Origin of the sequence: Vibrio splendidus, assembly GCF_024347615.1 — a bacterium.
Taxonomy (GTDB): Bacteria; Pseudomonadota; Gammaproteobacteria; order Enterobacterales; family Vibrionaceae; genus Vibrio; species Vibrio splendidus.
Map to the genome: position 1 here is coordinate 1101384 of NZ_AP025509.1, position 23253 is coordinate 1124636.

The 23253-nt window shown below is 44.3% G+C and carries 24 protein-coding genes; 13 read left to right on the forward strand and 11 right to left on the reverse strand.

Going from position 1 to position 23253, the window contains the following annotated elements; all coding sequences use genetic code 11:
- Positions 1 to 32: 32 nt before the first annotated feature.
- Positions 33 to 1442, reverse strand: a complete 1410-nt coding sequence (gene hutW, locus OCU90_RS22155) for a heme anaerobic degradation radical SAM methyltransferase ChuW/HutW (protein WP_061022076.1) — start codon at positions 1440 to 1442, stop codon at positions 33 to 35.
- A gap of 160 nt (positions 1443 to 1602) precedes the next feature.
- Between hutW and OCU90_RS22160 the strand changes: the two genes are divergently transcribed.
- The 6 genes from OCU90_RS22160 (at position 1603) to OCU90_RS22185 (ending at position 6517) form a co-directional block, all read left to right on the forward strand.
- Positions 1603 to 2418 (forward strand): energy transducer TonB, encoded by an 816-nt coding sequence (locus OCU90_RS22160; protein WP_061022078.1) that lies wholly within the window; start codon positions 1603 to 1605, stop codon positions 2416 to 2418.
- A 2-nt stretch (positions 2419 to 2420) separates the two neighbouring features.
- Positions 2421 to 3122 carry a MotA/TolQ/ExbB proton channel family protein gene (locus OCU90_RS22165; RefSeq protein WP_017081907.1) on the forward strand — a complete coding sequence of 234 codons (702 nt, stop codon included), beginning with the start codon at positions 2421 to 2423 and terminating at the stop codon, positions 3120 to 3122.
- A complete protein-coding gene (locus tag OCU90_RS22170) occupies positions 3119 to 3532 on the forward strand; it encodes an ExbD/TolR family protein (RefSeq protein WP_061022079.1) in 414 nt (137 codons plus the stop codon). Before OCU90_RS22165 ends, OCU90_RS22170 begins: the two co-directional genes overlap by 4 nt.
- Before the next feature lie 149 nt (positions 3533 to 3681).
- Positions 3682 to 4572 carry a heme/hemin ABC transporter substrate-binding protein gene (locus OCU90_RS22175; RefSeq protein WP_061022081.1) on the forward strand — a complete coding sequence of 297 codons (891 nt, stop codon included), beginning with the start codon at positions 3682 to 3684 and terminating at the stop codon, positions 4570 to 4572.
- Positions 4573 to 4697: 125 nt separating this feature from the next.
- Positions 4698 to 5735, forward strand: coding sequence for a FecCD family ABC transporter permease (locus OCU90_RS22180; protein ID WP_029222281.1), 1038 nt, complete (start codon positions 4698 to 4700; stop codon positions 5733 to 5735).
- Positions 5735 to 6517 carry a heme ABC transporter ATP-binding protein gene (locus OCU90_RS22185; protein WP_061022083.1) on the forward strand — a complete coding sequence of 261 codons (783 nt, stop codon included), beginning with the start codon at positions 5735 to 5737 and terminating at the stop codon, positions 6515 to 6517. The genes OCU90_RS22180 and OCU90_RS22185 overlap by 1 nt, the downstream gene beginning before the upstream one ends.
- Positions 6518 to 6913: 396 nt before the next feature.
- Here OCU90_RS22185 and OCU90_RS22190 read toward each other — a convergent pair whose 3' ends face one another.
- Complete coding sequence (locus OCU90_RS22190) at positions 6914 to 7375, reverse strand: TetR/AcrR family transcriptional regulator (protein ID WP_004731875.1); 462 nt, start codon at positions 7373 to 7375, stop codon at positions 6914 to 6916.
- Between the two features lie 530 nt (positions 7376 to 7905).
- On the opposite strand from OCU90_RS22190, the gene OCU90_RS22195 reads away from it, so the two are divergent.
- Positions 7906 to 8205: a YfcZ/YiiS family protein gene (locus OCU90_RS22195; RefSeq protein WP_004731876.1), complete on the forward strand. Its 300-nt coding sequence runs from the start codon at positions 7906 to 7908 to the stop codon at positions 8203 to 8205.
- A gap of 39 nt (positions 8206 to 8244) precedes the next feature.
- Here the strand turns inward: OCU90_RS22195 and OCU90_RS22200 are convergent, their stop codons facing one another.
- The gene (locus tag OCU90_RS22200; protein WP_054541830.1) at positions 8245 to 8544 is read right to left on the reverse strand and encodes a DUF1496 domain-containing protein; all 300 of its coding nucleotides are present in this window, start codon (positions 8542 to 8544) and stop codon (positions 8245 to 8247) included.
- A 101-nt stretch (positions 8545 to 8645) separates the two neighbouring features.
- Here OCU90_RS22200 and OCU90_RS22205 point away from each other — a divergent pair, with 101 nt between their 5' ends.
- Entirely contained in the window at positions 8646 to 9245 is a 600-nt protein-coding gene (locus OCU90_RS22205) for a hypothetical protein (protein ID WP_017081422.1), read from the forward strand.
- Positions 9246 to 9415: 170 nt separating this feature from the next.
- On the opposite strand, the gene OCU90_RS22210 is transcribed toward OCU90_RS22205, so the two are convergent.
- Entirely contained in the window at positions 9416 to 10522 is a 1107-nt protein-coding gene (locus tag OCU90_RS22210; RefSeq protein WP_029222283.1) for a 1-acyl-sn-glycerol-3-phosphate acyltransferase, read from the reverse strand.
- A 175-nt stretch (positions 10523 to 10697) separates the two neighbouring features.
- On the opposite strand from OCU90_RS22210, the gene OCU90_RS22215 reads away from it, so the two are divergent.
- A complete protein-coding gene (locus OCU90_RS22215) occupies positions 10698 to 11324 on the forward strand; it encodes a hypothetical protein (RefSeq protein ID WP_017077381.1) in 627 nt (208 codons plus the stop codon).
- A gap of 113 nt (positions 11325 to 11437) precedes the next feature.
- On the opposite strand, the gene OCU90_RS22220 is transcribed toward OCU90_RS22215, so the two are convergent.
- Both OCU90_RS22220 and OCU90_RS22225 read right to left on the reverse strand, forming a co-directional pair.
- Complete coding sequence (locus tag OCU90_RS22220) at positions 11438 to 11929, reverse strand: hypothetical protein (protein WP_004731883.1); 492 nt, start codon at positions 11927 to 11929, stop codon at positions 11438 to 11440.
- Between the two features lie 22 nt (positions 11930 to 11951).
- Positions 11952 to 12473 carry a nicotinate-nicotinamide nucleotide adenylyltransferase gene (locus OCU90_RS22225; RefSeq protein WP_004731885.1) on the reverse strand — a complete coding sequence of 174 codons (522 nt, stop codon included), beginning with the start codon at positions 12471 to 12473 and terminating at the stop codon, positions 11952 to 11954.
- A 109-nt stretch (positions 12474 to 12582) separates the two neighbouring features.
- Here OCU90_RS22225 and nadE point away from each other — a divergent pair, with 109 nt between their 5' ends.
- The gene (gene nadE, locus OCU90_RS22230; RefSeq protein WP_004731887.1) at positions 12583 to 13413 is read left to right on the forward strand and encodes an ammonia-dependent NAD(+) synthetase; all 831 of its coding nucleotides are present in this window, start codon (positions 12583 to 12585) and stop codon (positions 13411 to 13413) included.
- A gap of 96 nt (positions 13414 to 13509) precedes the next feature.
- Here nadE and OCU90_RS22235 read toward each other — a convergent pair whose 3' ends face one another.
- Entirely contained in the window at positions 13510 to 15366 is a 1857-nt protein-coding gene (locus OCU90_RS22235) for a hybrid-cluster NAD(P)-dependent oxidoreductase (protein ID WP_061022084.1), read from the reverse strand.
- Positions 15367 to 15583: 217 nt separating this feature from the next.
- Here OCU90_RS22235 and OCU90_RS22240 point away from each other — a divergent pair, with 217 nt between their 5' ends.
- Positions 15584 to 15742 carry a YqaE/Pmp3 family membrane protein gene (locus tag OCU90_RS22240; RefSeq protein WP_004731890.1) on the forward strand — a complete coding sequence of 53 codons (159 nt, stop codon included), beginning with the start codon at positions 15584 to 15586 and terminating at the stop codon, positions 15740 to 15742.
- 202 nt (positions 15743 to 15944) lie between these two features.
- The gene (pyrC, locus tag OCU90_RS22245; RefSeq protein ID WP_061022086.1) at positions 15945 to 16973 is read left to right on the forward strand and encodes a dihydroorotase; all 1029 of its coding nucleotides are present in this window, start codon (positions 15945 to 15947) and stop codon (positions 16971 to 16973) included.
- A 174-nt stretch (positions 16974 to 17147) separates the two neighbouring features.
- Here the strand turns inward: pyrC and OCU90_RS22250 are convergent, their stop codons facing one another.
- Positions 17148 to 18053 carry a DUF808 domain-containing protein gene (locus OCU90_RS22250; protein ID WP_061022089.1) on the reverse strand — a complete coding sequence of 302 codons (906 nt, stop codon included), beginning with the start codon at positions 18051 to 18053 and terminating at the stop codon, positions 17148 to 17150.
- Positions 18054 to 18227: 174 nt separating this feature from the next.
- Here OCU90_RS22250 and OCU90_RS22255 point away from each other — a divergent pair, with 174 nt between their 5' ends.
- Positions 18228 to 19154: a M14 family metallopeptidase gene (locus OCU90_RS22255; RefSeq protein WP_061022092.1), complete on the forward strand. Its 927-nt coding sequence runs from the start codon at positions 18228 to 18230 to the stop codon at positions 19152 to 19154.
- 253 nt (positions 19155 to 19407) lie between these two features.
- Here OCU90_RS22255 and OCU90_RS22260 read toward each other — a convergent pair whose 3' ends face one another.
- The 3 genes from OCU90_RS22260 to OCU90_RS22270 form a co-directional block, all read right to left on the reverse strand.
- A complete protein-coding gene (locus tag OCU90_RS22260) occupies positions 19408 to 21015 on the reverse strand; it encodes a BCCT family transporter (protein WP_061022093.1) in 1608 nt (535 codons plus the stop codon).
- Positions 21016 to 21517: 502 nt separating this feature from the next.
- Positions 21518 to 22090 carry an aldolase/citrate lyase/malate synthase family protein gene (locus OCU90_RS22265; protein ID WP_017094519.1) on the reverse strand — a complete coding sequence of 191 codons (573 nt, stop codon included), beginning with the start codon at positions 22088 to 22090 and terminating at the stop codon, positions 21518 to 21520.
- Between the two features lie 236 nt (positions 22091 to 22326).
- Entirely contained in the window at positions 22327 to 23247 is a 921-nt protein-coding gene (locus OCU90_RS22270; RefSeq protein ID WP_054545772.1) for a cache domain-containing protein, read from the reverse strand.
- Between the last annotated feature and the right edge of the window lie 6 nt (positions 23248 to 23253).

The following is a 23253-nucleotide window of genomic DNA, read 5'->3' on the forward strand; positions in this document are numbered from 1 at the left end:
ATTTACGTAAGTTATAAACTAAAAATTCGATATTAAGCGTGCTTCAAGCTTGCATGCGGGTGAACGCCCGAACCTGACACTTTCGGCGCTGGGTGCATCGCTTGATATTCAGCGTTAAGCACTTGAATTACACTCTGCGCTAGGCTTACTGCCCAGAAGCTGCCAGCAATAGTCAGGCTCAGATAATCTTCTGAAAGCTCAACTAAACCGTTCTTCTCCCAATGCGCGAACAAAGGCTTTAGGTAGTCGAACGTGTCTTGTCCCATAAAGGTCGGTAATGTGCTTCTTCTAACAACACCAGAATCAAAACCTGCCTTCAATGAAGAGAAGCTTGGCTCTAATGAGCTTTGCTTGGTCATCATGGCTATAGGCAATTGACCTTGCTTTATAGACTCCATGTAGCTGTCTAAAGTTCGATGTTGCATTACACCGTGGCCACCAATGTTGCCACCAGCGCCACAACCAATAGGCAGAACTTCGGCGTAGGTTTTCGCTAAGCTGTTGTAAATGCTGCGTTCGCGATTATCACGAGTCCAGTGATTCACGCTCAGTTGCTTGACCTTATTTTTTGCCATGAACTCAACACCCGCCAAATACATACTCGCCTTATCTGGCGTATTGGCCGGTGGTGGTATTTTTCCTTTCTCAACGAGATTCAGCATAGGAGCATTGCCCGAAACAATCAGTTGGTAGAGGTCAATGCCGTGTGCGCCAGTAGACATGTAGTCTTCTAAATCTTGTTGGAACACTTCCATAGACTGGTGCGGTAATCCGTACAGCAAATCAAGAACGATCGGAGCTTGTTCAGTGCGGCTCAGTGAACTGATACGTTCCAACACCACTTCTCGGTCATCCAAGCGCTTAGCACTGCGTCGAACCTGAGTGTTAAAACTTTGAATACCGAATGAGAAGCGATTGAAACCACCTTCAAGCGCACGATCAAACATCTCGTCGCCAAAGCGATTGATGCGTCCTTCCAAGGTCATTTCCACATCGTTTGCTAGTGGGAAATATTGACGAATGGCTTTACCAAGCTGCTCAACTTGTTGAGGAGACAAATCGGTGGGTGTTCCGCCACCAATATAGACAGCGTGAAATAGTCCAGACTGAGCCCAAGGTGTTTTGGCTTTCTGCTTTAGCTCGACCATCAGTGCATCGAAATACTCATCCACTAATTTACGGCTTGCGGCATTTTGGAAGAAATTGCAGAACGTACAGCGCACGCGACAAAAAGGAATGTGGATATACAAGCAACGCTTATCCTGTTTTTTCCCTTCACTCAGCATCAGTTCGTCAAAGAGTTCTAACTTCTTACTCGGGTCGACCGGAATTGAACTTCCTCCGGCATGGGCAGAATGCTTTTTAGCAAACGCAAAACGAAGCGGATCAGGGCTAGAAACACCCAAGATTGATTCGTCATACTTATAGATATTAAGACTCATATAATCTCTCTAAACACTTACATAGCAAAGTCTGGAAGACTATTCGCTAAAACTGAAATAATCATAAATAGACGCAAATGATAATGCAATTGATAATTGATCTTATTTAGATTCTAGGCAATAATCCGATACAGATTTTGGATTTGGTAAAGGATTGAGTGTGAACGTTCCTAGATATGTTATTGCAGGCGGTGCATCGTTAGTGATTCATGCGGCGCTATTATTTGTCGCTCAAGAATCCAAAGTATTCGCGATGCCTGCAGGTAGCCAATCGAACACGGTATCGATCAACTTCACTCCCAAGAGCACGCCTTCTCCAGCTCAACAAAAAACCATCACAGAGCCGGTTGAACCAGAACCAATCAAAGAAACGGTCTCACAAGCTGAACCTAAACCTGTCGAACCCAAGGCCGTTGAGCCAAAGCAAGCCAAACCGACGCCAAAGAAAAAAGCGATCACCAATAAGCCTCAACCCAAGAAAGTAGAGAAAAAGGTTGTTGAAAAGAGAGTCGAGAAGAAGCCGATTCAAAAGAAACCAGTGACTCAGAAAAAGGTCGTTAAGAAAGAACGCCCAGAACCAAAGTCCAAACCAACGCCTCAACCAGAAAAACTGGCCGACAAGAAAGTCGATAGAAATCTGGCTGAGTCTGCCAACCAACCTCAGCAAGTAAACCAAGGCGTATCAAACCAAGAGCCTGTGCTAGTCACTAAGCCTTCGTTTTCTTCACGCCCGACACCACCGAATTACCCGCGCCAAGCTAGACGTCGTGGGGTTGAAGGTGTCGCAACTTATGAGGTCTGGTTAGACGCTGAAGGCAAACAGATTAAACAAGCATTAGTAAATTCATCAGGCGCACTAATGCTCGACAACGCCGCTTTAGATGCCATTAAACAATGGAAATTCTCACCTCACACTGTCAATGGTCGAGCGATTGCTCACCGTGTACAAATACCTGTTCGTTTTAGGTTGGATTAATCATGCAACAAATCAGTTACTTACAAGATCAACTTGGCTTAATGACTTGGCCTCTTCTTATATGTTCAGCATTAACCGCAATGATCATCGCTGAACGAGTCTTCCAAGTCATGCTAAGCATTGGTGTTGGCAAGCGCGCCATTCGTCGCGAGCTCAATCAAATATCACCAACCAACAGCAAAGAAATTGAAGCACTTGCTCAGTCTATTTCAGGGAAAAGACCGCTGCTGTACAAGGGCGTCTCGATGTTGCTTGCTCACCACTCTTTTTCGAAAGGACTACGTGAAGATGCAGCAGGCATCTGGCTACAAGAAAAACGCCACCAGCTTCATGCAGGTTTAAGGTTGCTTGGTTTAATCGGCGTGATCAGTCCACTAATTGGCTTGCTTGGTACGGTGCTTGGTCTTATCGAGATGTTCAAAGGTGTAGCTGCTACCACCGGAAGTATTACACCTAACGATCTAGCTGACGGCCTTGGCTTAGCAATGAGAACCACAGCTGCAGGTTTGATGATTGCACTGCCTGCGATCTCAGGGTCTCAACTGCTTGGACTTTGGGCCGATAGGGTTTTGGCGCAGCTAGAACATACTTTGAATTATGTGAATGTGTGGTTAGAAGGCATGTCGATTCAAACTAATCAGTCTGACGAAACTAAAGATTCATCATTAAACAAAGTCGCTGTCGGTGATGTGAGACAAGCATGATTAAAACGCCCCACTCATCTCAAACACAAAGTTTGGCTCCGGACTTAACACCGCTGCTCGACATCATTTTTATCGTGATGGTATTCCTGCTGCTGACAGCATCGGTGAAGTTGGAGTCATTAGAAGTCGAACTGCCGAGCTCTGATATTAAGAACGTTTCTGAAGTTCATAAAGATTCGATTAGCGTCAATATCTTAGTCCACGAACCCTACTGGGCGATTAACGGCCAAGAGTACATCGACTGGGAAAACTTCAAGATTGCATTGCTAGAAGAAACAGGCACATCAGACAAGAAGCCGATCATCATTGGTGCAGATAAAGCCGCCAACGTTGAGAACCTAGTGAAGTTGCTGTCTTTCCTTCAAGAGAACGGAATACCAGCGACTCAATTGCTCACTGAAGATGGCTAGAACAACTCTCTATTTTCATGAAGTTAGGCTCTTGATGACTAACACCAAAGAAGCAGAGCTAAACCTCTCTATCGATACGAACTCACAATGCGAACGGACTGCTCACTGAGAATCTTCGCGAAACAAGTAGATAATATAAAGAAATGATTATGAACAACTTAAACGTGCTCAATAAATTAACGACCAAGAGACATCTCCTTTCAGTAGCTGCAATGAGCTTGGCACTGACTGCGCCAACGGCAATGGCCAATGACGTAGAACAACCTCGAATCATAAGTGCAGGCAGTGCCGTTACTGAATTGGTCTTGGCATTAGGCGCTGAAGAGCAGTTAGTGGCGATTGATGTGACCAGCCATTTCCCTCAAGCAGAGAACCTGCCGAAGATTGGTTACCACCGAAACCTTTCAGCAGAAGGCTTGATTGCTTTAGAGCCAACGACACTAATTGGCTCAGATGAAATGGGACCTGACAACGCGATTTCTCAATTGAAATCTGCCGGTGTCGATGTCGAGATCGTCAATACCGAAGCAAACGTTGAGGGGTTATTAAAGCGTATCGACCAAATCGCAAAAATTACCCACACCGAAGCTCACTCACAGCAAGTCAAAGCTGAAGTAAATAAGAAGATTGCGGCACTAAAAGCAAACCAAGTACCCAACAACGAAGCGAAGAAAGTGTTGTTCCTGTTATTGCATGAAGGTCGCCCGGCAAACGTTGCTGGCGGTGAAACGTCACCAAACGCGATCATTGAATTGGCTGGCGGTGTAAACCCTGCGGCTAAAAGCCTAACGTCTTACAAGCCACTATCGATGGAATCACTCGTTGAAATGCAGCCTGATGTCATCTTGGTGAGTGGCCGCAGCTACCAAAAAATGGGCGGCGCTGACGCTATTCTTAAATCGCTGCCTATGTTAGCAGCGACTCCTGCTGGCATGAACAAACAAATCATTACCGTAAAAGGCAGTGCATTAGTCGGCGGACTTGGCCTCGAAAGCCTTTCAGAAGCCAAGCGATTAAACGCTCTTATCTATCCGTTATAACTTATCTACCCGCTATAACTCAACTACCCTATTTCCACTGTTGCTTGCTTAATGCTCATCACCGTCTCGTTTTTTGCGAAGTCGGTGATAAGTATTGAAGCGGGTGATAGACATTGAGGCTCTTTATGTTGCTACGATCCGTCCCACTGAAAACATCGATGTTAGGCCTAGGGGCTACCCTAGTCTTCGTCGCACTGTTCTCAATTACCGTTGGGCCAATGAACATTAGCTTAGCTGACAGTGCAGCGAGCTTACTCCAACCAAACAATGATTTAGCCCCACACATCAATTTAGTGATTCAAGAGATTCGCTTACCTAGAACTATTTTGTGCATGCTAATCGGCGCGATTCTCGCGTTATGTGGTGCGGTTATGCAGGGGCTATTCCGCAACCCGCTTGCTGAGCCGGGGATCATCGGTGTCTCTGCAGGCGCGGCATTAGGTGCAGCGTTGGCTATTGTTCTTTTCTCTGAACTCTCATTGCAATACCCGGCCTTCATGAATTTTGCGGCCGTTCCTGTGTTTGCCTTTTTAGGTGGCGCTTTAACCACACTCTTGGTCTATAAACTGGGCACGGGTAAATTCGGAACCTCAGTAACCATCATGTTGTTGGCGGGTGTGGCGATCAGTGCGCTCTCTGGGGCTGGTATTGGGTTCTTAAACTTCATCGCTGATGACCAAATGCTGCGTGATCTTTCGTTATGGTCGATGGGGTCACTAGCAGGAGCGAAGTGGTCAGGCATTTTGCTTGCTGCAGTTACGCTCGTAGCACTGTTTATTGTTTTTTACCGTCAAGCGATGTCACTGAATGCCCTGCTCTTAGGCGAGTCAGAAGCGCAACACCTTGGCATTCCAGTACAAAAACTCAAACGAAAACTCATTCTATTGACAGCTGCGGGCGTTGGTATCACAGTGAGCCTGTCTGGCATGATCGGTTTCATCGGGCTCGTTATCCCTCATTTAGGTCGTATGTTGGCAGGCCCAGATCACCGAGTTCTTTTGCCATTGTCAGCAGTGCTAGGCGCACTATTGCTAACAGCCGCAGACATGTTCTCTCGAGTGGTACTGGCACCAGCAGAATTGCCTGTGGGCATTGTTACCGCGATTATCGGCGCTCCATTCTTCTTGTACCTTCTATTTCAACAGAAAGGGAGAATCCTTTAATGTTTCCTTCAGCGTTAAAAGCGACCGATATCGAAGTGAAGTTCGGCAGCAAAGTGATATTAGATGGCGTTTCTATTGAGATTGAGGCAGGAAAGGTAACCACACTGCTTGGGCCAAATGGCGCAGGAAAAAGCACGTTACTTAAAGCCTTGTGCCAAGAGATATCAAGCAACGGCGATATCCAATATTTTGGACACACCAAAGACAAGTGGCCTTCTCAAAAATTGGCGAAGCATCTGGCTATGCTACCTCAGCACAGTACGTTGACCTTCCCATTTTTGGCACATGAAGTTGTCGAGCTTGGTGGTATTCCTCTGCAAGAGTCCAACAAGAACCTCACCAACATCGCTAGTCAAAAAATGGATGTTGCCGATGTGACTCACCTGAGTGAAAGGCTCTACCCTTCGCTATCCGGCGGTGAAAAACAGCGTGTTCACTTGGCTCGAGTGCTAACCCAGCTTCACTATTCTGGTGACCAATGTATCTTGATGCTTGATGAACCCACATCAGCACTGGATCTTGCCCACCAGCACAACACCTTAAAGATCGCGAGAGAGCTAGCCGACAACCACAATGCCGCGGTTATCGTAGTTTTGCATGACTTAAACCTATCCGCTCAATACTCCGACCGATTAGTGGTATTGAAGGATGGACACTTAGTTTGCGATGGAAGTCCTTGGGAGGCGCTAAAGCCGTCAATGATTGAAGACGTATACGGATACAAAAGTATCGTCGAAAAACACCCAACCATGAGCTTCCCTCAGGTTCATCCCGCACAATAAACGCAATAAAAAACTGGCGCATTTAAAGTATTCGTTCCTTCTAACGCCGACACCATTCAAAGCCTCGATTTAGTCGAGGCTTTTTTATTGGCTCACAGCCTCTCTCTCGCCTTAAACTCAATTTTGTTAGTAACCATAGCAATAAGCTATAAAACGGCTCACCCAGAGCGTTTGAGGCTCTAGAAATAAACATAATCAGTTAGTGTTGCTAAGCTTTTCGCAATTGAGGTGGAATGTAAGACTCGAGCGTAAGCATATAAAAAGAAAAGAAATAACTTCATTTGGCACAAAGCAAGATAGCAGAAGCGATATGAGTTCGAGAGAAAAAGCGAAAGAGAAAGAGAAATTGCAGACACAAAAAAAGCCCCCGTAGGAGCTTCTTTTATCGTGTGTTGATTACTGACTCATGCGAATCAATGACTTACCAATCAACCACTCTAGTTCTTTACCGCTAGTATCACCAAACTGAGTTTCAGTCAGCTTGTATAGACGGTCAATACCGTTTGCAGCGAACTCATGAGCGCTCTCAGCAGTAACGATATGATGGAAAAGTAAACGTAAAATTGCTAGGAACTCAGCGTCTTCAAGTGCTGCAACCCAGCTTGCTGAAAATGCGTCAAGGCCATTTTCAAAGTCAATGTGTTCCATAAACATCTTGAAAATACGACCGTCTAAAGCAGCAGTAAAATCCGTTTTCTTAGGAAAGTGATGACTAATACCTGTACGAGAAACGCCTGTTTGTTGACTCAATGTCGTGTATGACATCTTGTCGTAACCCAATCTCAATAGCTGGTCCACAACGGCATCCATGATCTTCTGGATCGTGATTTCTGTATCTTCTTTACTACGCTTTGGCATATTCAGGCTCTTCTCTTTGTAAATCCATCTAACTCAATCAAATGAAGTCAGAATGAAAATCGTTATCAGCATTATGTGAGCAAGATGTTTTTTCGCAAGTATTTAGAACTAAATGCACACAAATACTATGTACGAACAATTTTACAGTGATGTCTCTTTGGACACTTTGTCTAATTATTCTTCGAAAATCACCTTACAATCCTAAGTCGATAATTTTAAATAACGACTTCGAATATGAAATACCCAACGAAAAATTCATTGTATAAATACCTATCAAGCGATAGATAGTCTTATAAAATCATTCCTGACGCAACTAAGTGAATGATATTCTGACAAATTAATAACATTCCTTTTCAACAAAACGTGAGGTAAATCACATACATATTTATCGGCGCGAATGTAGATATTCATTAAACACCTTAACAAACAACATAGCATACCAGTATAAATTAGTTCAAAGGTTTTAATTTTTGTAGATACAGTTCAAATTGCTCGTTAGAATAACCTCAGACTTTGTAAGAGGATTATTTATGAGCCAAGATATTGGTAACAACGATGTATGTGAGGCTTGCGGTTGCGCAGGTGAAATTGGCTTCATCATTAAAGAAGGCGACGAGGTTGCTGAGGTAACGGTTTACGGCAACTCCAAAGCACTTATTGAAGCTGAATTAGCTAAGTACGTTGAGTTAGCAAAGCAGGTGTCTAGCAATGTTGAATTTGAAGCATCAGAGATGACTGAAGACAGCACAGAATTGCACGCACGCTTTAAATTTGAAGTAAGCGCTGAGAAAATTATTTTCGAACTTAAGACTCGCTCTCTAGCGCGTTAATATAAGCACTTATGCTCATATAATTAAAAGACGAGTTTATTACTCGTCTTTTTTTATTATTTCAACCCAACCTAGAGCACCATTGGTCTCAAAGTCATTTTCAGCCGCACATTTAATCACAACACCAGTGACCTCAACGATAGCACCAACACTATATGCCTTATCATTGTAATAACAAACTCGTTGCTGTGAAGTACTCTGAGTGACAACCACTGCCGCTTTTGCAGGCGTTGATATTATTTTATTAGCACTTACTGATATTGAACAAAACGCAGAGGTCAGAATCACAAAGCATTTTAGAATTTGATGCTTTATTCGAACCGAAAATTTACCTTTCATTGTCTCTTATTCCTTTCTACCTACCAACAAATGAGTAAAACACTATGCGAGAATAATTTTTTCTTTATAGTGTTAACGTCTATCGTAATAAGAAGCTTGTTATGCTCCGAATAATTGCACTTATTATTGGTTCTTTAACCATAACAAATGTGACTGCTGAACCACTCGATCAGTATCAAATATTGAACCATCTGGATAATTACGGAAACTTATATTTACGAAATAAGCCATACACATCACTGCCAACAGGGTTAATCGTTGATGGCAACCTCAATATTGAGAACACTGCGATTACCCGCCTACCCAAAGGATTGGAAGTAAACGGAAGTCTTAAAGGCGGTAACAGCCAACTCTCGCGGGTTCCCTCGGGAGTGAAGATAAAAGGCTATGCCGACTTGATTGGCAGTCAGATTTCCAGTTGGCCAAGAGGTGTGAGAGTGGGCGGATTTATTAACCTCACGGATACTCCCCTCCAGAGCCTGCCCAATGGCTTTAGAGTGAAAGGCGACCTGAGCGTGATTCGTACGCCTTTGACAGAGCTACCAAACGGGATAGTGATTGATGGCGATTTATATATAGGCGGTTCTGGGATTACAACATTTCCCGATACCATGACAGTCAAAGGTAATATCTACCTCGGTGGTAACACGATTACCACGTGGCCAACCAGCCTAGAGCTTGGTGGCGCTGTCGCTCGCTAGTTCAGCCTAAAACTCTAATGCTCTGAAGCTCTAAAGCTCTAAAGCTCTAAAACTCTAAAACTCTAATACAGCAGTAGCAGTAGTAGTAATTCAGAAACAAAAAAGGAGCCCAAGGCTCCTTTTTCAATTCAAGCAAGTTACGACTCAACTCACAAGCTAACTAACGCTCGTTAACCAATGTTCTTCACTGGATTCGCATAGCTGTCGATCAAGTACTGACGAGCACCTTGTGGCAAACCAGATAGTTTATCTTCAAACTCCTGCTTAACCGCTGCTGTAATCGACTCGTCTTCTTTTTCCGCTGCCAGCAAGTTTACTGGAAACAGTTTGTAGTTGTCGTGGATCTGGCGGTCGATCTCTTGAGCAAGCGCTTCAGGCGTATCAAAATCTTGGTCGATAACCTGACCGAAACCAACATGAACACGTCCTTTATTGCCGATGATACCTTGAATGATACTTTCGATATCTTCAAATTCACCCTTTTCGTAACTGCCGTTTACGTCTTTTTCAAAAAGCTCGATCGCTTTCGCGATGTCACATGGATCGTTTTCGTAAGAAATAGACACAGGAACGATCTTCAACGACTTCACGTATTCAGGGAAGGCGATTTTTTGCTTACGACCTTCAACGTGGAACATCTTCAAGATTGCTGGCTCAGTAAAATCATTGCCGTCTTTTGCACGGCCTTCCTTTTGAGCGATCCAGATAGAATTGCCCGTTTCCAAAGAATGCTTGATGTACGAAGACAACTGCCCCAGTGCTTTCATCATCTCACGAGGCCCTTTTAAAGAACGCTTTACAATAAAGCTCTTATTAAGGCGCATCAGTTCAGTCGCACATGGTTTCTTCAACAAGTTGTCACCAATTGCAATACGGCAAGTTTGGTGATTGTTGTGATGCAATGCGTAGTTAACTAATGCCGGATCCATAGCAATATCACGGTGATTTGAAATAAACAGGTAAGCTTGACTAGCGTCCAGTGACTCTACACCTGTGTATGTCACACCATTCGTGGTTTTCGCTAATGTATCTCGCAAGTATTTCTTAACTTCAATCTGAATGGATTCAACGCTGGTCAGCTTGCTCCATTTCATTTTCAAGTAAACGCGCAAGATCGGACTCATTAATGCTTTAAACCAAGACGCATGGTTTGAAAAACGATAGTGCAGTATCGCACTGATAAATTCTTCATCATTAATAAGACGGTTTAGTGCCGCTGGAATTTCATCATCGCCGTAAGGACGAATATCAACATATGGATCGGTCGGAGAGGTCATTTTTTAATTCAAATAATAAAAATCTGGCTCATTCTACGCGTTGTTTTGACTTCTCGCAGCTACAGAGTCCATACTTTTGACAAGGTCAGACCAGAAAGATTGAAAATACCCTGTTATTGTTGGCATTCTTTAAAATTAACGGTAATCTTGACGCCCCAAAATTAAGGTACTATCTATGAACTTCGCTATTGAATATACATCGGCTTACTTTTCACACTTGGTGATCACACCTCGCAAAAAAGTACTTAAACATAGCCTTGTATCGGTTCAAAGTGGCTTGGTTTTGATAAAGCTGGGTAAGCAAGAGTATGCCGTCGAGCCAGGCCAGAGTGTATGGATTCCATATGACTGCCTAACATCACTGACCTACTTTCCAAACACCCAGGTTAATCGTGTCGATTTCTCAGTTCGTTTGACCGACTCATTCCCGAGACAAGCAGGATACATCACGCAAACCAACCTCTCTTCTGCGTTACTGGAAAAGTTGGAGCTAACCAAAGCTCGCGCTTCAAATGCCAATAATACGGAGCAAGCGTTTAAAGATATGCTTTCTGTTCTCAAGCAAGAAGTGTTGGCATTTAAGCCACTGCTTTGCGAAAGTGCTTTGTCTCAGCGATTCAATCAGTGGAACATCGATGACTCGAACCTACCGCAAGAACACACCTTGGTGATGGTAATGCGCGAGGCAAAGAAACGTATGCAGTCGGGTCAGAAACGTGCACTTGTGATTGATGATTTGTTCTCAGGCAAAGAAGAAGAGTTTGAACAGCTGTGCATGCTTGTTTTTGGTGAAGATTTATAGCTTAGCGATAAGTTATAGCTAATATGAAAGCAACAAACCAGATACTAAAAAGCCGCAAAAACTCAGTTTTTGCGGCTTTTTTAATTCTTAGCATCGATTAATAACCTAACGGTCTAGAACGGTAATTCAACCTGCATCATTAGGTCAGCGTCTCGTGAGTCATGCCAACGGTAATCAAATCGCATGCGCGGTTGCCCTTCTACTTTATCACCAAAGCCAATGCTTAATTGAAGGCCATGATTCATCAACCACTCTTCTGTCGACATATCATACTGATCATCTTCGAGATCTTCTGGGAACCACATACCTAATCCAACGTAGTTAGATTCAAGGCTTTGAGTTAATAGAGGCGCATCTTTGCTCTGAATAACCCAATCAGACCAATAGTCTGCCGTTGATTCAGGTTCATCTTCGCTTAATCCACTGAGCTCCATCATACGTTGACCGAAGGATTCAAGGCTTGTAGATAAGTCTAAACAGTTATTTTCATCGTCAGAAGTCAGCATGATCGAATCTAAGCTAAAGAAATCACAATCAGCGTGAGCAGGCATACTGCATGCTGCAATGATCATCGTCGCTGGTATCGCGCGCTTTAGCATAGTCATCAGACCTCTTAAATTAGTGAATCTACATTATTGTATACAGTTCACCATCTTGCAATATCTTTGTAACTGACTTTGTACTCAATTTCGCCACATTGCTCCCACTTTGCAAAGCAAGGCGGATATCGGTACTACGAATCTTTACTTTTTCAGGGCAAGCCATCACAGACCACTGCTTGGTAATCTCATCTGATTTATAGAAAGATGAGAATTTAAAGAAGTTATCTGGGCCAATAACAAACGTCAGTTCAGCGTCACGATGTAACTTTTGGAGTTCACTGAGCACCGCGTAAGTCGTCACGCTTTCACCTGGAGTGAACAAACTTTTTTCGATCAAAGAAAGCTCAACTTGATCCAGTGAAAGATCGCTAATAAATGCGTTAACTAACTGACATCTCGTATCAAAGTCTAGCATCTCTTTTCCCCAAGCATGGGCAATACTTGGAACAAGTAGAATTTTGTCAAAGTGAGCCAACGAATCAATCACACTTTTGTGCCCTAAGCTCGGCGGATTAAACGCACTACCGAAAATGGCTATTTTTTCCATTATTTATTACTGCCTTCTCTTTCTAAGCTTGTGCAAAGAGGTTTTTAAATCGGATGATTTAGGTATGATAACACTAGATTTTTAATTTGCTTGCAGGAAAGGAATACGAATGGAACAGTTAATTCGTGACGAAATGCGCGTACTACCTTCAATTGACCCTCACTTCGAAGTGACTCGCCGTGTGGACTTTATCAAAACGAAACTTCAGCAGTCAGGCTGCAAGTCTCTGATCCTTGGTATCAGTGGCGGTGTGGATTCGACAACTTGTGGCCGTTTAGCACAAATGGCCGTTAATAGCCTGAATGAAAGCGCTGGTAGCGACAACTACCAATTCATCGCCGTTCGCCTACCATATGGTGAGCAAAAAGATGAAGATGAAGCACAACTTGCTCTATCTTTCATTCAGCCTTCTCAATCCGTTTCTGTCAACATTAAAGCCGGTGTTGATGGGCTTCACGCTGCATCTCATGTTGCTCTTGAAGGCACAGGCCTGCTGCCAACAGATTCAGCAAAAATCGACTTTGTGAAAGGGAATGTGAAAGCTCGTGCTCGCATGATCGCACAATACGAAATCGCAGGTTACGTTGGTGGTCTTGTCATCGGTACCGACCACTCAGCGGAAAACATTACTGGCTTCTACACTAAGCACGGTGACGGCGCATGTGATTTAGCACCTTTGTTCGGCCTGAACAAACGCCAAGTTCGTGAGCTTGCAGCAACGCTGGGCGCTCCAGAGCAACTTGTTAAGAAAGTACCAACTGCTGATCTAGAAGAGCTTGACCCTCAGAAAGCCGATGAAGCAGCATTGAACCTTTCTTACGATCAAATCGATGATTTCCTTGAAGGCAAAGAAGTCTCTCAAGACGTATCAGATCGCTTAGTTGGCATCTACAAAGCAACACAGCACAAGCGTCAACCAATCCCAACGATCTACGATTAATTTTTAAATTAGCCTCAGAATCAAAAAGGCCGGAAGCTCATTTACGAACTTCCGGCCTTTTCTATTTAGTGTTTTTCCTTTTGACCGAACGTGTCGTTAATCCACAACTTCGATATCGGTTTGAGGCACACTGCAACACGCCAGTATCTGACCCATATTGCGTTCATGCTCTTGCAATGCAGGCACATCAGGTTGATGAACTTGCCCAGACTCGAGGGTCACTTTACAAGCGCCACAGAAACCAGCACGGCAGCTTGAAGCGATAGACACACCCGCCGACTCTGCTTGCTCTAGTAGGGTTGACTGATTATTACCTTCGAACAAGTAGCCATTGACACTCAATTGCAGTTGCTTCACCGCCTCTTCGGTAGACTGAGCGACACCAAACGCTTCTTGGTGGTAATGCTGGGGGGTGAGTCCCATTTGAATCAGCAGTTTCTTTGCATTATCCATAAAGCCGTCAGGGCCACACACGAACGCTTGGCGCTTGTGTAGCTCTTCAATTTTAGCGACATGAGACACGCTCAAACGTCCTGATAAACCTTCCCACTCTTTCGTTGGTTGACTTAATGAATAAATCACACGTAGGCCGGCATGCTCACTGGCGATCTTATCAATCTCAGCTTGATAAGGAATGTCCTCTTCGCTGCTACATTGATGATAGAAAACCACATCATCAATTTGATCATGGTCGGCTAGGTAACGAAGCATCGACAGCATTGGCGTAATGCCACTACCTGCGGATAATAGTAGTAACGGGTGCGTTGGATTTTGTTCTAGATAGAAAGCACCATCTGGGTTTTGAGCAACAAGAGTATCCCCCACTTGGAAGTGATCATTGAGCCAGTTTGAGATTTGACCATCGTCCACTCGCTTTACAGAAATCGCTAAACGCCCTGCGCGTGATGGGCTCGAAGATAATGTGTAACGACGAGACACTTTTTCGCCATTAATTACCATCTCAATCGGTAGATGTTGCCCTGGCTGATAGCTTGGTAATGAATGGTTCTCTTTCGCTGGCTCTAGCCAGAACGTCGTGAAGTCGCGAGCGATCTCTTCTCGCTCAACACACGTTAAATGTAGCGATTCTACCCATGTATCTTCGTAGTGCTCTTTTTCTTTAGTTTCTAATAGTTCAACAACATCACCGGCTTTGACTAAGCCTTCATTTTTAGCCACAAGGTTTTGGCCAAAGAAAACGCCACCGCGCTCGTTGGCTCTGAATGATGAAAAGGTGTTAAGCGGCTCTTTTGTCGATCTAAGTTCGCCACTCTCAACATCAACCGTGGTTAGGATACATCGTTCACAAGGCTTAACGGATTCAAATTCAACCTCACCAATTCGGATACGCTTCCAGCTATCTTCGGCAAAAGGTTCTGTGTTGGAAACAACAAAGTTGGTGCGGAACTGATCCATTGAATGGGTTTCAGGGCTGCGGCGATTGAGTTCATCAAGAGAGGCTTGGCTGATCACTAACATTGGGTAACCGTCGGCAAAGCTCACATTATGACCGAGCTTTTCTCGGACACGATTCGATTGCTCACCAGAAAACAGTAGCTCAACGCGCACGCCCAACACATCACTGAACCAATCATCGGCTTCATCACATGTCGTGTATGCCGTGAAGCTGTCTTTCCACACCGTTGCTGGCGCTTCTTGCATCTTGAAGCTCGCATACTTTAGGCGCAGCGCTTCTTTACCTTCATAAGTGAAGATCAAACCATCTGGTTGCAAACTAGAAGATACCTTGACCATTTTAGGGTACTTACGTGCCGTCACCATTGAGCCGTCAGCCAACGCCAACATAAAACGTCTGTCGAAGGTAAGGCCCTGTTTTTCGACCCAAGCAGAAGAGAGTGCAATCCCGCCCACTGACTTAACCGGAAATACATTGATTTGAGATAGAGAAGGCACTTGCTGTGAAGCCTTTTGATCTGACGGTAGCTGCGACATAACGATTCCAATGTTTTGTTATTTGTCCCAATGCTAACAAATGGTTATAAATAGATAAACTGGCAGGCATTAAACACTTGATACTAAGCTATTATCTTGAGATGTTTAGCTTTCTATTTTGATACATTAAGGCAGCAATGCAGTAACACTCTCCATACGTTCTATACTTTGAACACGATTGCTGCTTTGAACTTTCATTGAATAAAAAGGATTTATCATGAACAAACTCGTCATTATCATCTTATGTGTACTACTTCCGCCTGTTGGCGTGTTCTTCGCTCGTGGTGCAGGTAAAGACCTATTGATTAACATCATCCTGACCTTCTTCTTCTGGGTGCCAGGAATGATTCACGGACTCTGGGTGGCGACTCGCTAACCCGCCTCCTACCATCTCCGAGAATTAATACCGAATAAAATACTCAGAAAAACAAGCTCCTAACCCTGAAGAGTTAAAAATAGGATGAAATGAAAGTGCTTTTCCACTATCATCCTGTCGCCTAAACGTAAGCGATTGCTTTCACAGATTTCGCTGAGTTTAGGCTCCAACTACATAACACTTCAAATGGTGGGAGCCTTCAATGACACAACTTACGATTACTCGTCCTGACGACTGGCACGTTCATCTACGCGATGGCGAAGTATTAAAAGATACAGTGCGCGATATCAGCCGCTACAATGGTCGAGCGTTAATCATGCCAAACACCATCCCACCGGTAACCGATACCGAAATGGCTTTAGCTTACCGTGAACGCATCATGGCAGAGCAGCCAAGCGAGCAATTCCAGCCTCTAATGGCACTTTACCTGACAGACAACACAACACCTGAAGAAATTCGCAAAGCGAAAGAGTCTGGTGCAGTAGTGGCTGCAAAGCTTTACCCAGCGGGCGCGACGACTAACTCTGATTCAGGTGTAACGTCAGCACAAAAGATTTACCACGTGTTAGAAGCAATGCAAGAAGTGGATATGTTGCTACTGGTACACGGTGAAGTAACGGCTCACGATGTTGATATCTTTGACCGTGAAAAAGAGTTCCTAGACACGGTTCTAGCACCGATTGTGAACGACTTCCCTAACCTGAAGATTGTTCTTGAGCACATCACGACTGCAGACGCAGCGACTTTCGTTAAGAATGCTAACGACAACGTAGCAGCAACCATTACAGCGCACCACTTGCTTTATAACCGCAACCACATGTTGGTTGGCGGCATTAAGCCACACTTCTACTGCCTTCCTATTCTGAAGCGCAACACTCACCAATTAGCGCTTATCGAGGCGGCAACAAGCGGCAGCAAGAAGTTCTTCTTGGGTACAGACTCTGCACCACACGCAAAAGGCGCAAAAGAGTCAGCATGTGGTTGTGCGGGTTCTTACACAGCGCACGCTGCCGTTGAACTGTACGCAGAAGTGTTCGACTTAGAAGGTAAGATTGAGAACCTAGAAGCGTTTGCAAGCCACAACGGCCCTGACTTCTACGGTATGCCACGTAACACGGACACCATCACTCTTGTTAAAGAAGAGTGGAACGTTGCTGAAACCATGCCTTTCGGTTCAGACATCGTTGTGCCAATCCGTGGCGGCGAGACGATTGCTTGGTCTGTGAAATAAACACTTGGTCTGTAAAATAAACGCTTAGTCGGTAAATTAGCGCTCATATTGAAAAATAAGAGCGTGGTGTTAATTAAACACGACCTATTAGACTAAAAGGGGCACCATAATGATTATGGTGCCCCTTTTTCGTTTCGTGGAGAGAGGGTTTTATTAAGACCAATAATGAGCGGATTACTTACCGCGAATTTTTCCAATCACAGTCCAAACAGCAACAACGCTCAGTCCAGCTAAGACGCCAATAACACCATTCAACAGAGTTGGAACAACCGCTGTCGCTATCGTGTGTCCACGAAAATCCATAATAATCGGCTCAATTAAGTGATGAATCGCAGGAACGTTGTGCACCACAATGCCGCCGCCAACCAAGAACATCGCCGCAGTACCGACCACAGCAAGCGTCTTCATTAACTTGGGCGCAAATGCGACTAGCCCGTTACCCAATTGGGTTTTAATGGCACTCCCATTCGATGTTCGCTGGAGATAGAAACCTAAATCGTCCAACTTCACGATCCCTGCCACTAAGCCATAAACACCAATCGTCATCACAACCGCAATCAAACTCACGACAAGAATCTGAGTGACGATACTTGTACCCGTCACGGTACCCAGAGCTATCACGATGATTTCCGCAGATAATATGAAATCAGTACGAATCGCGCCTGCGACTTTTCTCTTCTCATATTCCTCTATGGATTCGCCAGTACTCGTATCCTCTCCCTTTTCATCATCTTGATGAGAATGAGGAAACAGCTTCTCTAAGATTTTCTCTGCGCCTTCAAAACAAAGAAACAGACCACCAAGCAAAAGCAAAGGCATGATCAGCCAAGGAGTAAAGGCACTGATCAATAATGCCGCAGGCACCAAAATCAGCTTGTTTTTAAATGAGCCTTTGGCAACCGCCCATACCACTGGGATTTCTCTTTCAGCAGAAACACCGGATACCTGCTGAGCGTTCAGCGCTAAATCATCCCCCAACACACCAGCGGTTTTTTTAGCTGCCACCTTAGACATCAGTGCGACATCATCCAACACGGTTGCAATGTCATCCAGTAGCGTTAATAAACTTGCTCCAGCCATTTTATGGTCTCTTTTAAGGGATTAAACAATTGATAAAATGTAACACCATCAATCCACTCATCAAAGTTATGAGTCTGTAAAAAATAGAGTCACAAGTTGTGTTTTCTATTGCCGTCTCAGCTAGACAGGACTAGTCTGTCTTCATCTTTCACGAACATAAAAGAAGAAGTATAGATGAAAAGTGAATACTCCTACCCAATCGGTGAGCCTGGACAAAAATGGCAACAAGCAGAACGTCAAGCATGGTTCGCTCAAAGAACGGTTAAGCGTGAATATCAACAAGAAGTTGTACCAAAAATCCAAGCACTCGCAGACCGCTTCGACATCGAACAATACGGCGCACTAAGCTACGACGAAGCTCGCTTCCCGCTTTTTGCAATCAAGAGCAAAAACTGGGACGAGTCAAAACCGACGATCCTTGTCACGGGTGGTGTCCACGGTTACGAAACCAGTGGTGTGCACGGCGCGATCAAGTTCGCCGCGACTCAAGCAGAACAATACGCAGCGCACTTCAACATTGTAGTAGCACCTTGTGTAAGCCCTTGGGGTTACGAAGTGATCAACCGCTGGAATCCAAATGCTGTTGATCCAAACCGCTCTTTCTATGACGGTACGCCAGCAGAAGAATCAGCAAACCTACGAGCTTTAGTGGCCTCTTTGCCAGAAGTATTGGTTCACGTTGATCTGCATGAGACGACGGATTCTGATGAAACAGAATTCCGACCAGCACTCGCAGCGCGTGATGGTATTGAGTACATTGAAGGTATGATTCCAGACGGCTTCTACACGGTTGGCGATACAGAAAATCCACAGCCTGAGTTCCAAGCGGCTGTCATCGCTTCAGTTGAAAAAGTAACCCACATTGCGCCAGCAGATGCAGACGGCAAGATCATTGGTTCTGAAGTTACCCAACATGGTGTGATTAACTACCCAATGAAGAAGCTTGGCTTATGTGGCGGTGTGACTGATTCTAAGTACGGTACAACCACAGAGGTTTACCCAGACAGCGACAAAGTGACAGACGAAGAGTGTAATGACGCTCAGGTTGCCGCGGTAGTCGGTGCTTTGGATTACGTAATTCAACACGAATTAAACGCTTAAGCGACTACTTAAGACCTCGCACCAAGCACTTAATAGCGAGTTCCCTAATAGCTAGTCTCCTAAAGCTAATCCCTAAAACTAAAAAAGAGCCACAAGTGACGATTCACTTATGGCTCTTTTTTTGTCTTTTCTACTTGTCTTTGATTTCTTCTTGGGCATAAAAAAGCTCCCTTGCACACAGTACAAGAGAGCTTTGAAATAATACTTAATAAGGAGTAACTAGAGAACTATCTACTCCCCATACTTGATTACTTTATTTAGCGGTTTCGCTAACGTTTTCTTGTCCTTTATCTACTTCAGTCAGTAGACCTTTCAACAAGCTGAAACAACCAATCAGAAGAATGATCGTAAACGGTAGTGCAGCAATGATCGTGATCGATTGCAGGGCTTGGATAGATTGAGTACCACCAATCCACAGCATCACCATTGCAATAGCACCTGAGATAACCGCCCAAACCACTTTCTGCTTCACTGGCACTTCAAGCTTACCACCCGCAGTCATACCATCGATAACAATAGAACCTGAGTCTAGTGTTGTAACGAAGAACACGATGATCAGCGCGACTGCGAGAACTGACAGAATACTACCAAACGAGTAAGCATCTAGCATGTAGAACAAGCTTAGAGACACGTCTGTGATGCCTTGGTCAAGGCCAAGTTGCCCTACATGATTAATCACCTGCTCGATAGCCACGCCGCCGAAGATAGCCATCCAAGCCGACGTTACCAATGTTGGGATAATCAGTACGCAAAGTAAAAACTCACGAACCGTACGGCCTTTAGAAATACGCGCTACAAACATGCCGAAGAAAGGTGCATACGCAACCCACCATGCCCAGTAGAACACAGTCCAGCCATGCAGCCATGTTGTGTCTTCACGACCAGAGCTTTGGCTCAACGCTACGATGTTATTCGCATAACCCGTCACCGCCGTTGCCACAGAATCAAGTACGGTTGTGAAGTTCAGAATAGCGATAAGACCAAGGAATACGAACGCAATAACCATGTTCAAGTTACTTAGGAACTTAACACCACCGTCCATACCACGTAGAACAGAGATGATCGCCAAGCCCATGATCAGAACGATAATAGATTGCTGAAGGAAGATGTTGTTTTCCAAGCCAAATACATGGCTGATACCACTTGCTGCTTGTGTACCGCCTAAGCCTAATGAAGTCGCAAGGCCAAACAATGTAACCAGTACCGTCAGTACATCGATCACATCACCGGTTTTGCCCCACACTCGCTCACCCAAAATTGGGTAAAACACAGAACGCATAGATAGCGGCAAGCCTTTGTTATAAACAAAATACGCTAGACAAAGTGCCGTCATGCCATAGATAGCCCATGCATGAAAACCCCAGTGGAACAGTGTCGCACCGAGTGCCAGTTCGCGGCCAGCTTCTGTAAAAGGTTCTGCACCGAGTGGCGTTCCGAACCAGTTCGTGAAGAACGCGGTTGGCTCTGCAACACCCCAAAAAATAAGTCCTATACCCATACCCGCTGCGAATAGCATTGCTATCCAAGATGACATGGAGTAATCCGCCGTCGCGTCTTCGCCACCTAGACGAATTTTACCCAAAGGTGAAAACGCGAGAACAACGGCAAACGCTAGCATGATGTTAGCTCCCCACATAAAGAGGAAGTCAAACTTTGATAAAACAGCACCCTTGATAGAATCAATAGCAGCTTTAGCATCTGCAGGAGGAAGAGCAAGAAGAGTGATGATGAAGAGAAGAGATAAGCCTACTGAGGCTACGAAGACTGTGTTATGGACATCCATGCCCCATTTACTGACGTTGTCTTGACCAACTTGATAGTCAGTAGAATCAATACTGTATTTTTTTGATTTAAAACTCATAAATTATGATGTTCGCATATCCGAATCAACGAATATAAGGACGCTCTCCATATCCAATTACTACTTGATTGGCTCGCCGCATCACCTAAATAAAAAGGCGATAAAAATCACAATGATTGGTGACAAATGGACTTATTGGCTCAATCCCAAGGCGCGGATTATAGCACAGCTCAAAGCATTTTGACTGAGTTTTAGCTCAATAGTCACCCAAACCACCGTCAATAGTGATAGTTAAGCCAATAAAAACAGAATAAAATAAACAAATAAAAATCTTTAAATACAGTACTTTAAATTAAAATAACGCACCGTAAAATCTCATTCAAACTTTCTAAAGATAAAATCAACAACAGCCTAATTTATTTATAGCTCTAACAAAAAAGCCCCGCTATAGGGGCGGGGAAATTACCAAAGGTAAAAGAGAAATCAGTATTCAAATGTCAGTGCTACGTCTAGCAGAGCAGCACTGTACATTTCAAAGACAGTACATTTCAAAGACAGCACATTAGATGGCGAAGCAAAAACCTAGGTTATAGTCTTCGCCATTTTTTGCCGTGAACTCTTTATCTTCACTTGAAGCGTTCGGTCGACCGCTCTCATCGCCTTTCACTAAGCTCACCCAGTGACGGATGCCAGAAGAACGGCTCGCCTCAGTTTGGCCAAACGTGGTGCATGTCTCTAACTGGATATCTTGAATATCAACCAATTCTAAGTAGCCAGTGCCTTTACGAGCACCGATTGTCACTTCAACGTGTGTACCGCTTTCATCACGAAATAGGATTGCTGAAGGCTTAGACTTATCGCCGGTGAAAGCAACAAAGTGCTTCGCTCGTTTTAGGCCAGTATGTTCGCCATTTTTGAAGTAAACCTGAACATGTCGGTAGTCAATCTCATAGCTCACTGCGTCTTCGTGTGAACCAGCCTCAAGAGGAAATAGAGTATCAAGCAACTGTTTCGCCATTTTTTGTTTTTCGAGCTGCTTGTCTGCTTTCACCATTTCTACGGCAAAGACAGCTTCAGCAATAAATGTTGAATGGTTTCTGTGAAGTTCTGTTTTGTCTAGTGTCAGCATATTCATAGTCTTTCCCTCTTACGGCTTTGAATTTCATGTAGGTCAAAAATCCTGATTGACCCTTTTCAAAATTGTTCTTTACTGTGTTGCTTCCATGTATTTCATACTACTTGTATTTTAGAAACAATTTCACAACAAAAATTTCACAGTGTTAATTTTACTAAATTGCTTTTTTACACAAACCGGTATTTTGAGCCCCCAGCCCTTTATCTAACTGGGTTGAGGGCTCAGTAGAAACACTTTTACGTGTTGTTTGAATTTGTGTAATAACCAACACCAACCAGCTTATTGTCGATCACTCGATAGTAAGTGTGCTTGGTTTCCACTTTGCTCGACAGCGGGTTTAACCATTGATAGGTATAAACGCCTCGCCCATTTTCTTTCGCTAGATTTAACATCTCAGTGAGAATTGGCTTATCGTCAGGGCTTAGTATTTCGTTGTGTGAACGCCCAACAAGCTCAGGGGATACACCGTGCGCGAGCAGCTTTCCAGAGCTCATATCCATCACGAACACATACAAGTCTCCCTCAACAAAGCTGCCTTCGGTATCATTGAACTCGGCGAGACTGTCCTGCTCTGATTCCACTATCGCGGCCATCGCTCTCGCCAATAATCGCTTAGCTTCTGTTGCACTAGAGCGTTCTGGGTAATACCCCACGGCAACAATCACATCACCCACACGTTCAAAGAAAGTGGTTTTAGGCTCGCCCATGCGGTCAGTCGGATTGGTCCAATGGTACTGAACTTCGCCAAACCCGTTGTGCACAGCCTTAGTGATCATTTCACGGAAAAAGGGATTACCGTAAACGTCTTGAGTATCCAAAACACTGTCGCCCACCAACACCATTGAAGAGCCGCCACTGGCAAGGAATTGGCCATCAATACCAAGAGCAAACACATAGAGCTCACCGTCTATATATTCGGCATCACTCATGAAGTCTTTGACACTCTCATCGCCATCCTTTTGTACATGGACAACCGCTTTAGCAAGCAGGGTTTTGGCTCTTCTTTCAGCATCGCTGACGACATGTGGCTCTGAAATATCGAGCACATTAACTGGCTCGTTTTCTTTTGCTGTTTCTGAATGTTCGGCACGTAGTCCAATGCCACTGATCACTGCAAATACGGCACAACCAATAAGGATAATTCTTGATATATTCATAGTGAC

Coding starts and splice junctions, on each gene's coding strand:
- OCU90_RS22165 (WP_017081907.1), top strand. CDS start 2,421: ATGCAACAAATCAGTTACTTACAAGATCAACTTGGCTTAATGACTTGG.
- nadE (WP_004731887.1), top strand. CDS start 12,583: ATGGAACAGTTAATTCGTGACGAAATGCGCGTACTACCTTCAATTGAC.
- OCU90_RS22240 (WP_004731890.1), top strand. CDS start 15,584: ATGAACAAACTCGTCATTATCATCTTATGTGTACTACTTCCGCCTGTT.
- OCU90_RS22250 (WP_061022089.1), bottom strand. CDS start 18,053: ATGGCTGGAGCAAGTTTATTAACGCTACTGGATGACATTGCAACCGTG.
- OCU90_RS22255 (WP_061022092.1), top strand. CDS start 18,228: ATGAAAAGTGAATACTCCTACCCAATCGGTGAGCCTGGACAAAAATGG.
- hutW (WP_061022076.1), bottom strand. CDS start 1,442: ATGAGTCTTAATATCTATAAGTATGACGAATCAATCTTGGGTGTTTCT.
- OCU90_RS22225 (WP_004731885.1), bottom strand. CDS start 12,473: ATGGAAAAAATAGCCATTTTCGGTAGTGCGTTTAATCCGCCGAGCTTA.
- OCU90_RS22265 (WP_017094519.1), bottom strand. CDS start 22,090: ATGAATATGCTGACACTAGACAAAACAGAACTTCACAGAAACCATTCA.
- OCU90_RS22170 (WP_061022079.1), top strand. CDS start 3,119: ATGATTAAAACGCCCCACTCATCTCAAACACAAAGTTTGGCTCCGGAC.
- OCU90_RS22210 (WP_029222283.1), bottom strand. CDS start 10,522: ATGACCTCTCCGACCGATCCATATGTTGATATTCGTCCTTACGGCGAT.
- OCU90_RS22195 (WP_004731876.1), top strand. CDS start 7,906: ATGAGCCAAGATATTGGTAACAACGATGTATGTGAGGCTTGCGGTTGC.
- pyrC (WP_061022086.1), top strand. CDS start 15,945: ATGACACAACTTACGATTACTCGTCCTGACGACTGGCACGTTCATCTA.
- OCU90_RS22190 (WP_004731875.1), bottom strand. CDS start 7,375: ATGCCAAAGCGTAGTAAAGAAGATACAGAAATCACGATCCAGAAGATC.
- OCU90_RS22260 (WP_061022093.1), bottom strand. CDS start 21,015: ATGAGTTTTAAATCAAAAAAATACAGTATTGATTCTACTGACTATCAA.
- OCU90_RS22235 (WP_061022084.1), bottom strand. CDS start 15,366: ATGTCGCAGCTACCGTCAGATCAAAAGGCTTCACAGCAAGTGCCTTCT.
- OCU90_RS22270 (WP_054545772.1), bottom strand. CDS start 23,247: ATGAATATATCAAGAATTATCCTTATTGGTTGTGCCGTATTTGCAGTG.
- OCU90_RS22180 (WP_029222281.1), top strand. CDS start 4,698: ATGTTGCTACGATCCGTCCCACTGAAAACATCGATGTTAGGCCTAGGG.
- OCU90_RS22200 (WP_054541830.1), bottom strand. CDS start 8,544: ATGAAAGGTAAATTTTCGGTTCGAATAAAGCATCAAATTCTAAAATGC.
- OCU90_RS22205 (WP_017081422.1), top strand. CDS start 8,646: ATGCTCCGAATAATTGCACTTATTATTGGTTCTTTAACCATAACAAAT.
- OCU90_RS22215 (WP_017077381.1), top strand. CDS start 10,698: ATGAACTTCGCTATTGAATATACATCGGCTTACTTTTCACACTTGGTG.
- OCU90_RS22185 (WP_061022083.1), top strand. CDS start 5,735: ATGTTTCCTTCAGCGTTAAAAGCGACCGATATCGAAGTGAAGTTCGGC.
- OCU90_RS22175 (WP_061022081.1), top strand. CDS start 3,682: ATGAACAACTTAAACGTGCTCAATAAATTAACGACCAAGAGACATCTC.
- OCU90_RS22220 (WP_004731883.1), bottom strand. CDS start 11,929: ATGACTATGCTAAAGCGCGCGATACCAGCGACGATGATCATTGCAGCA.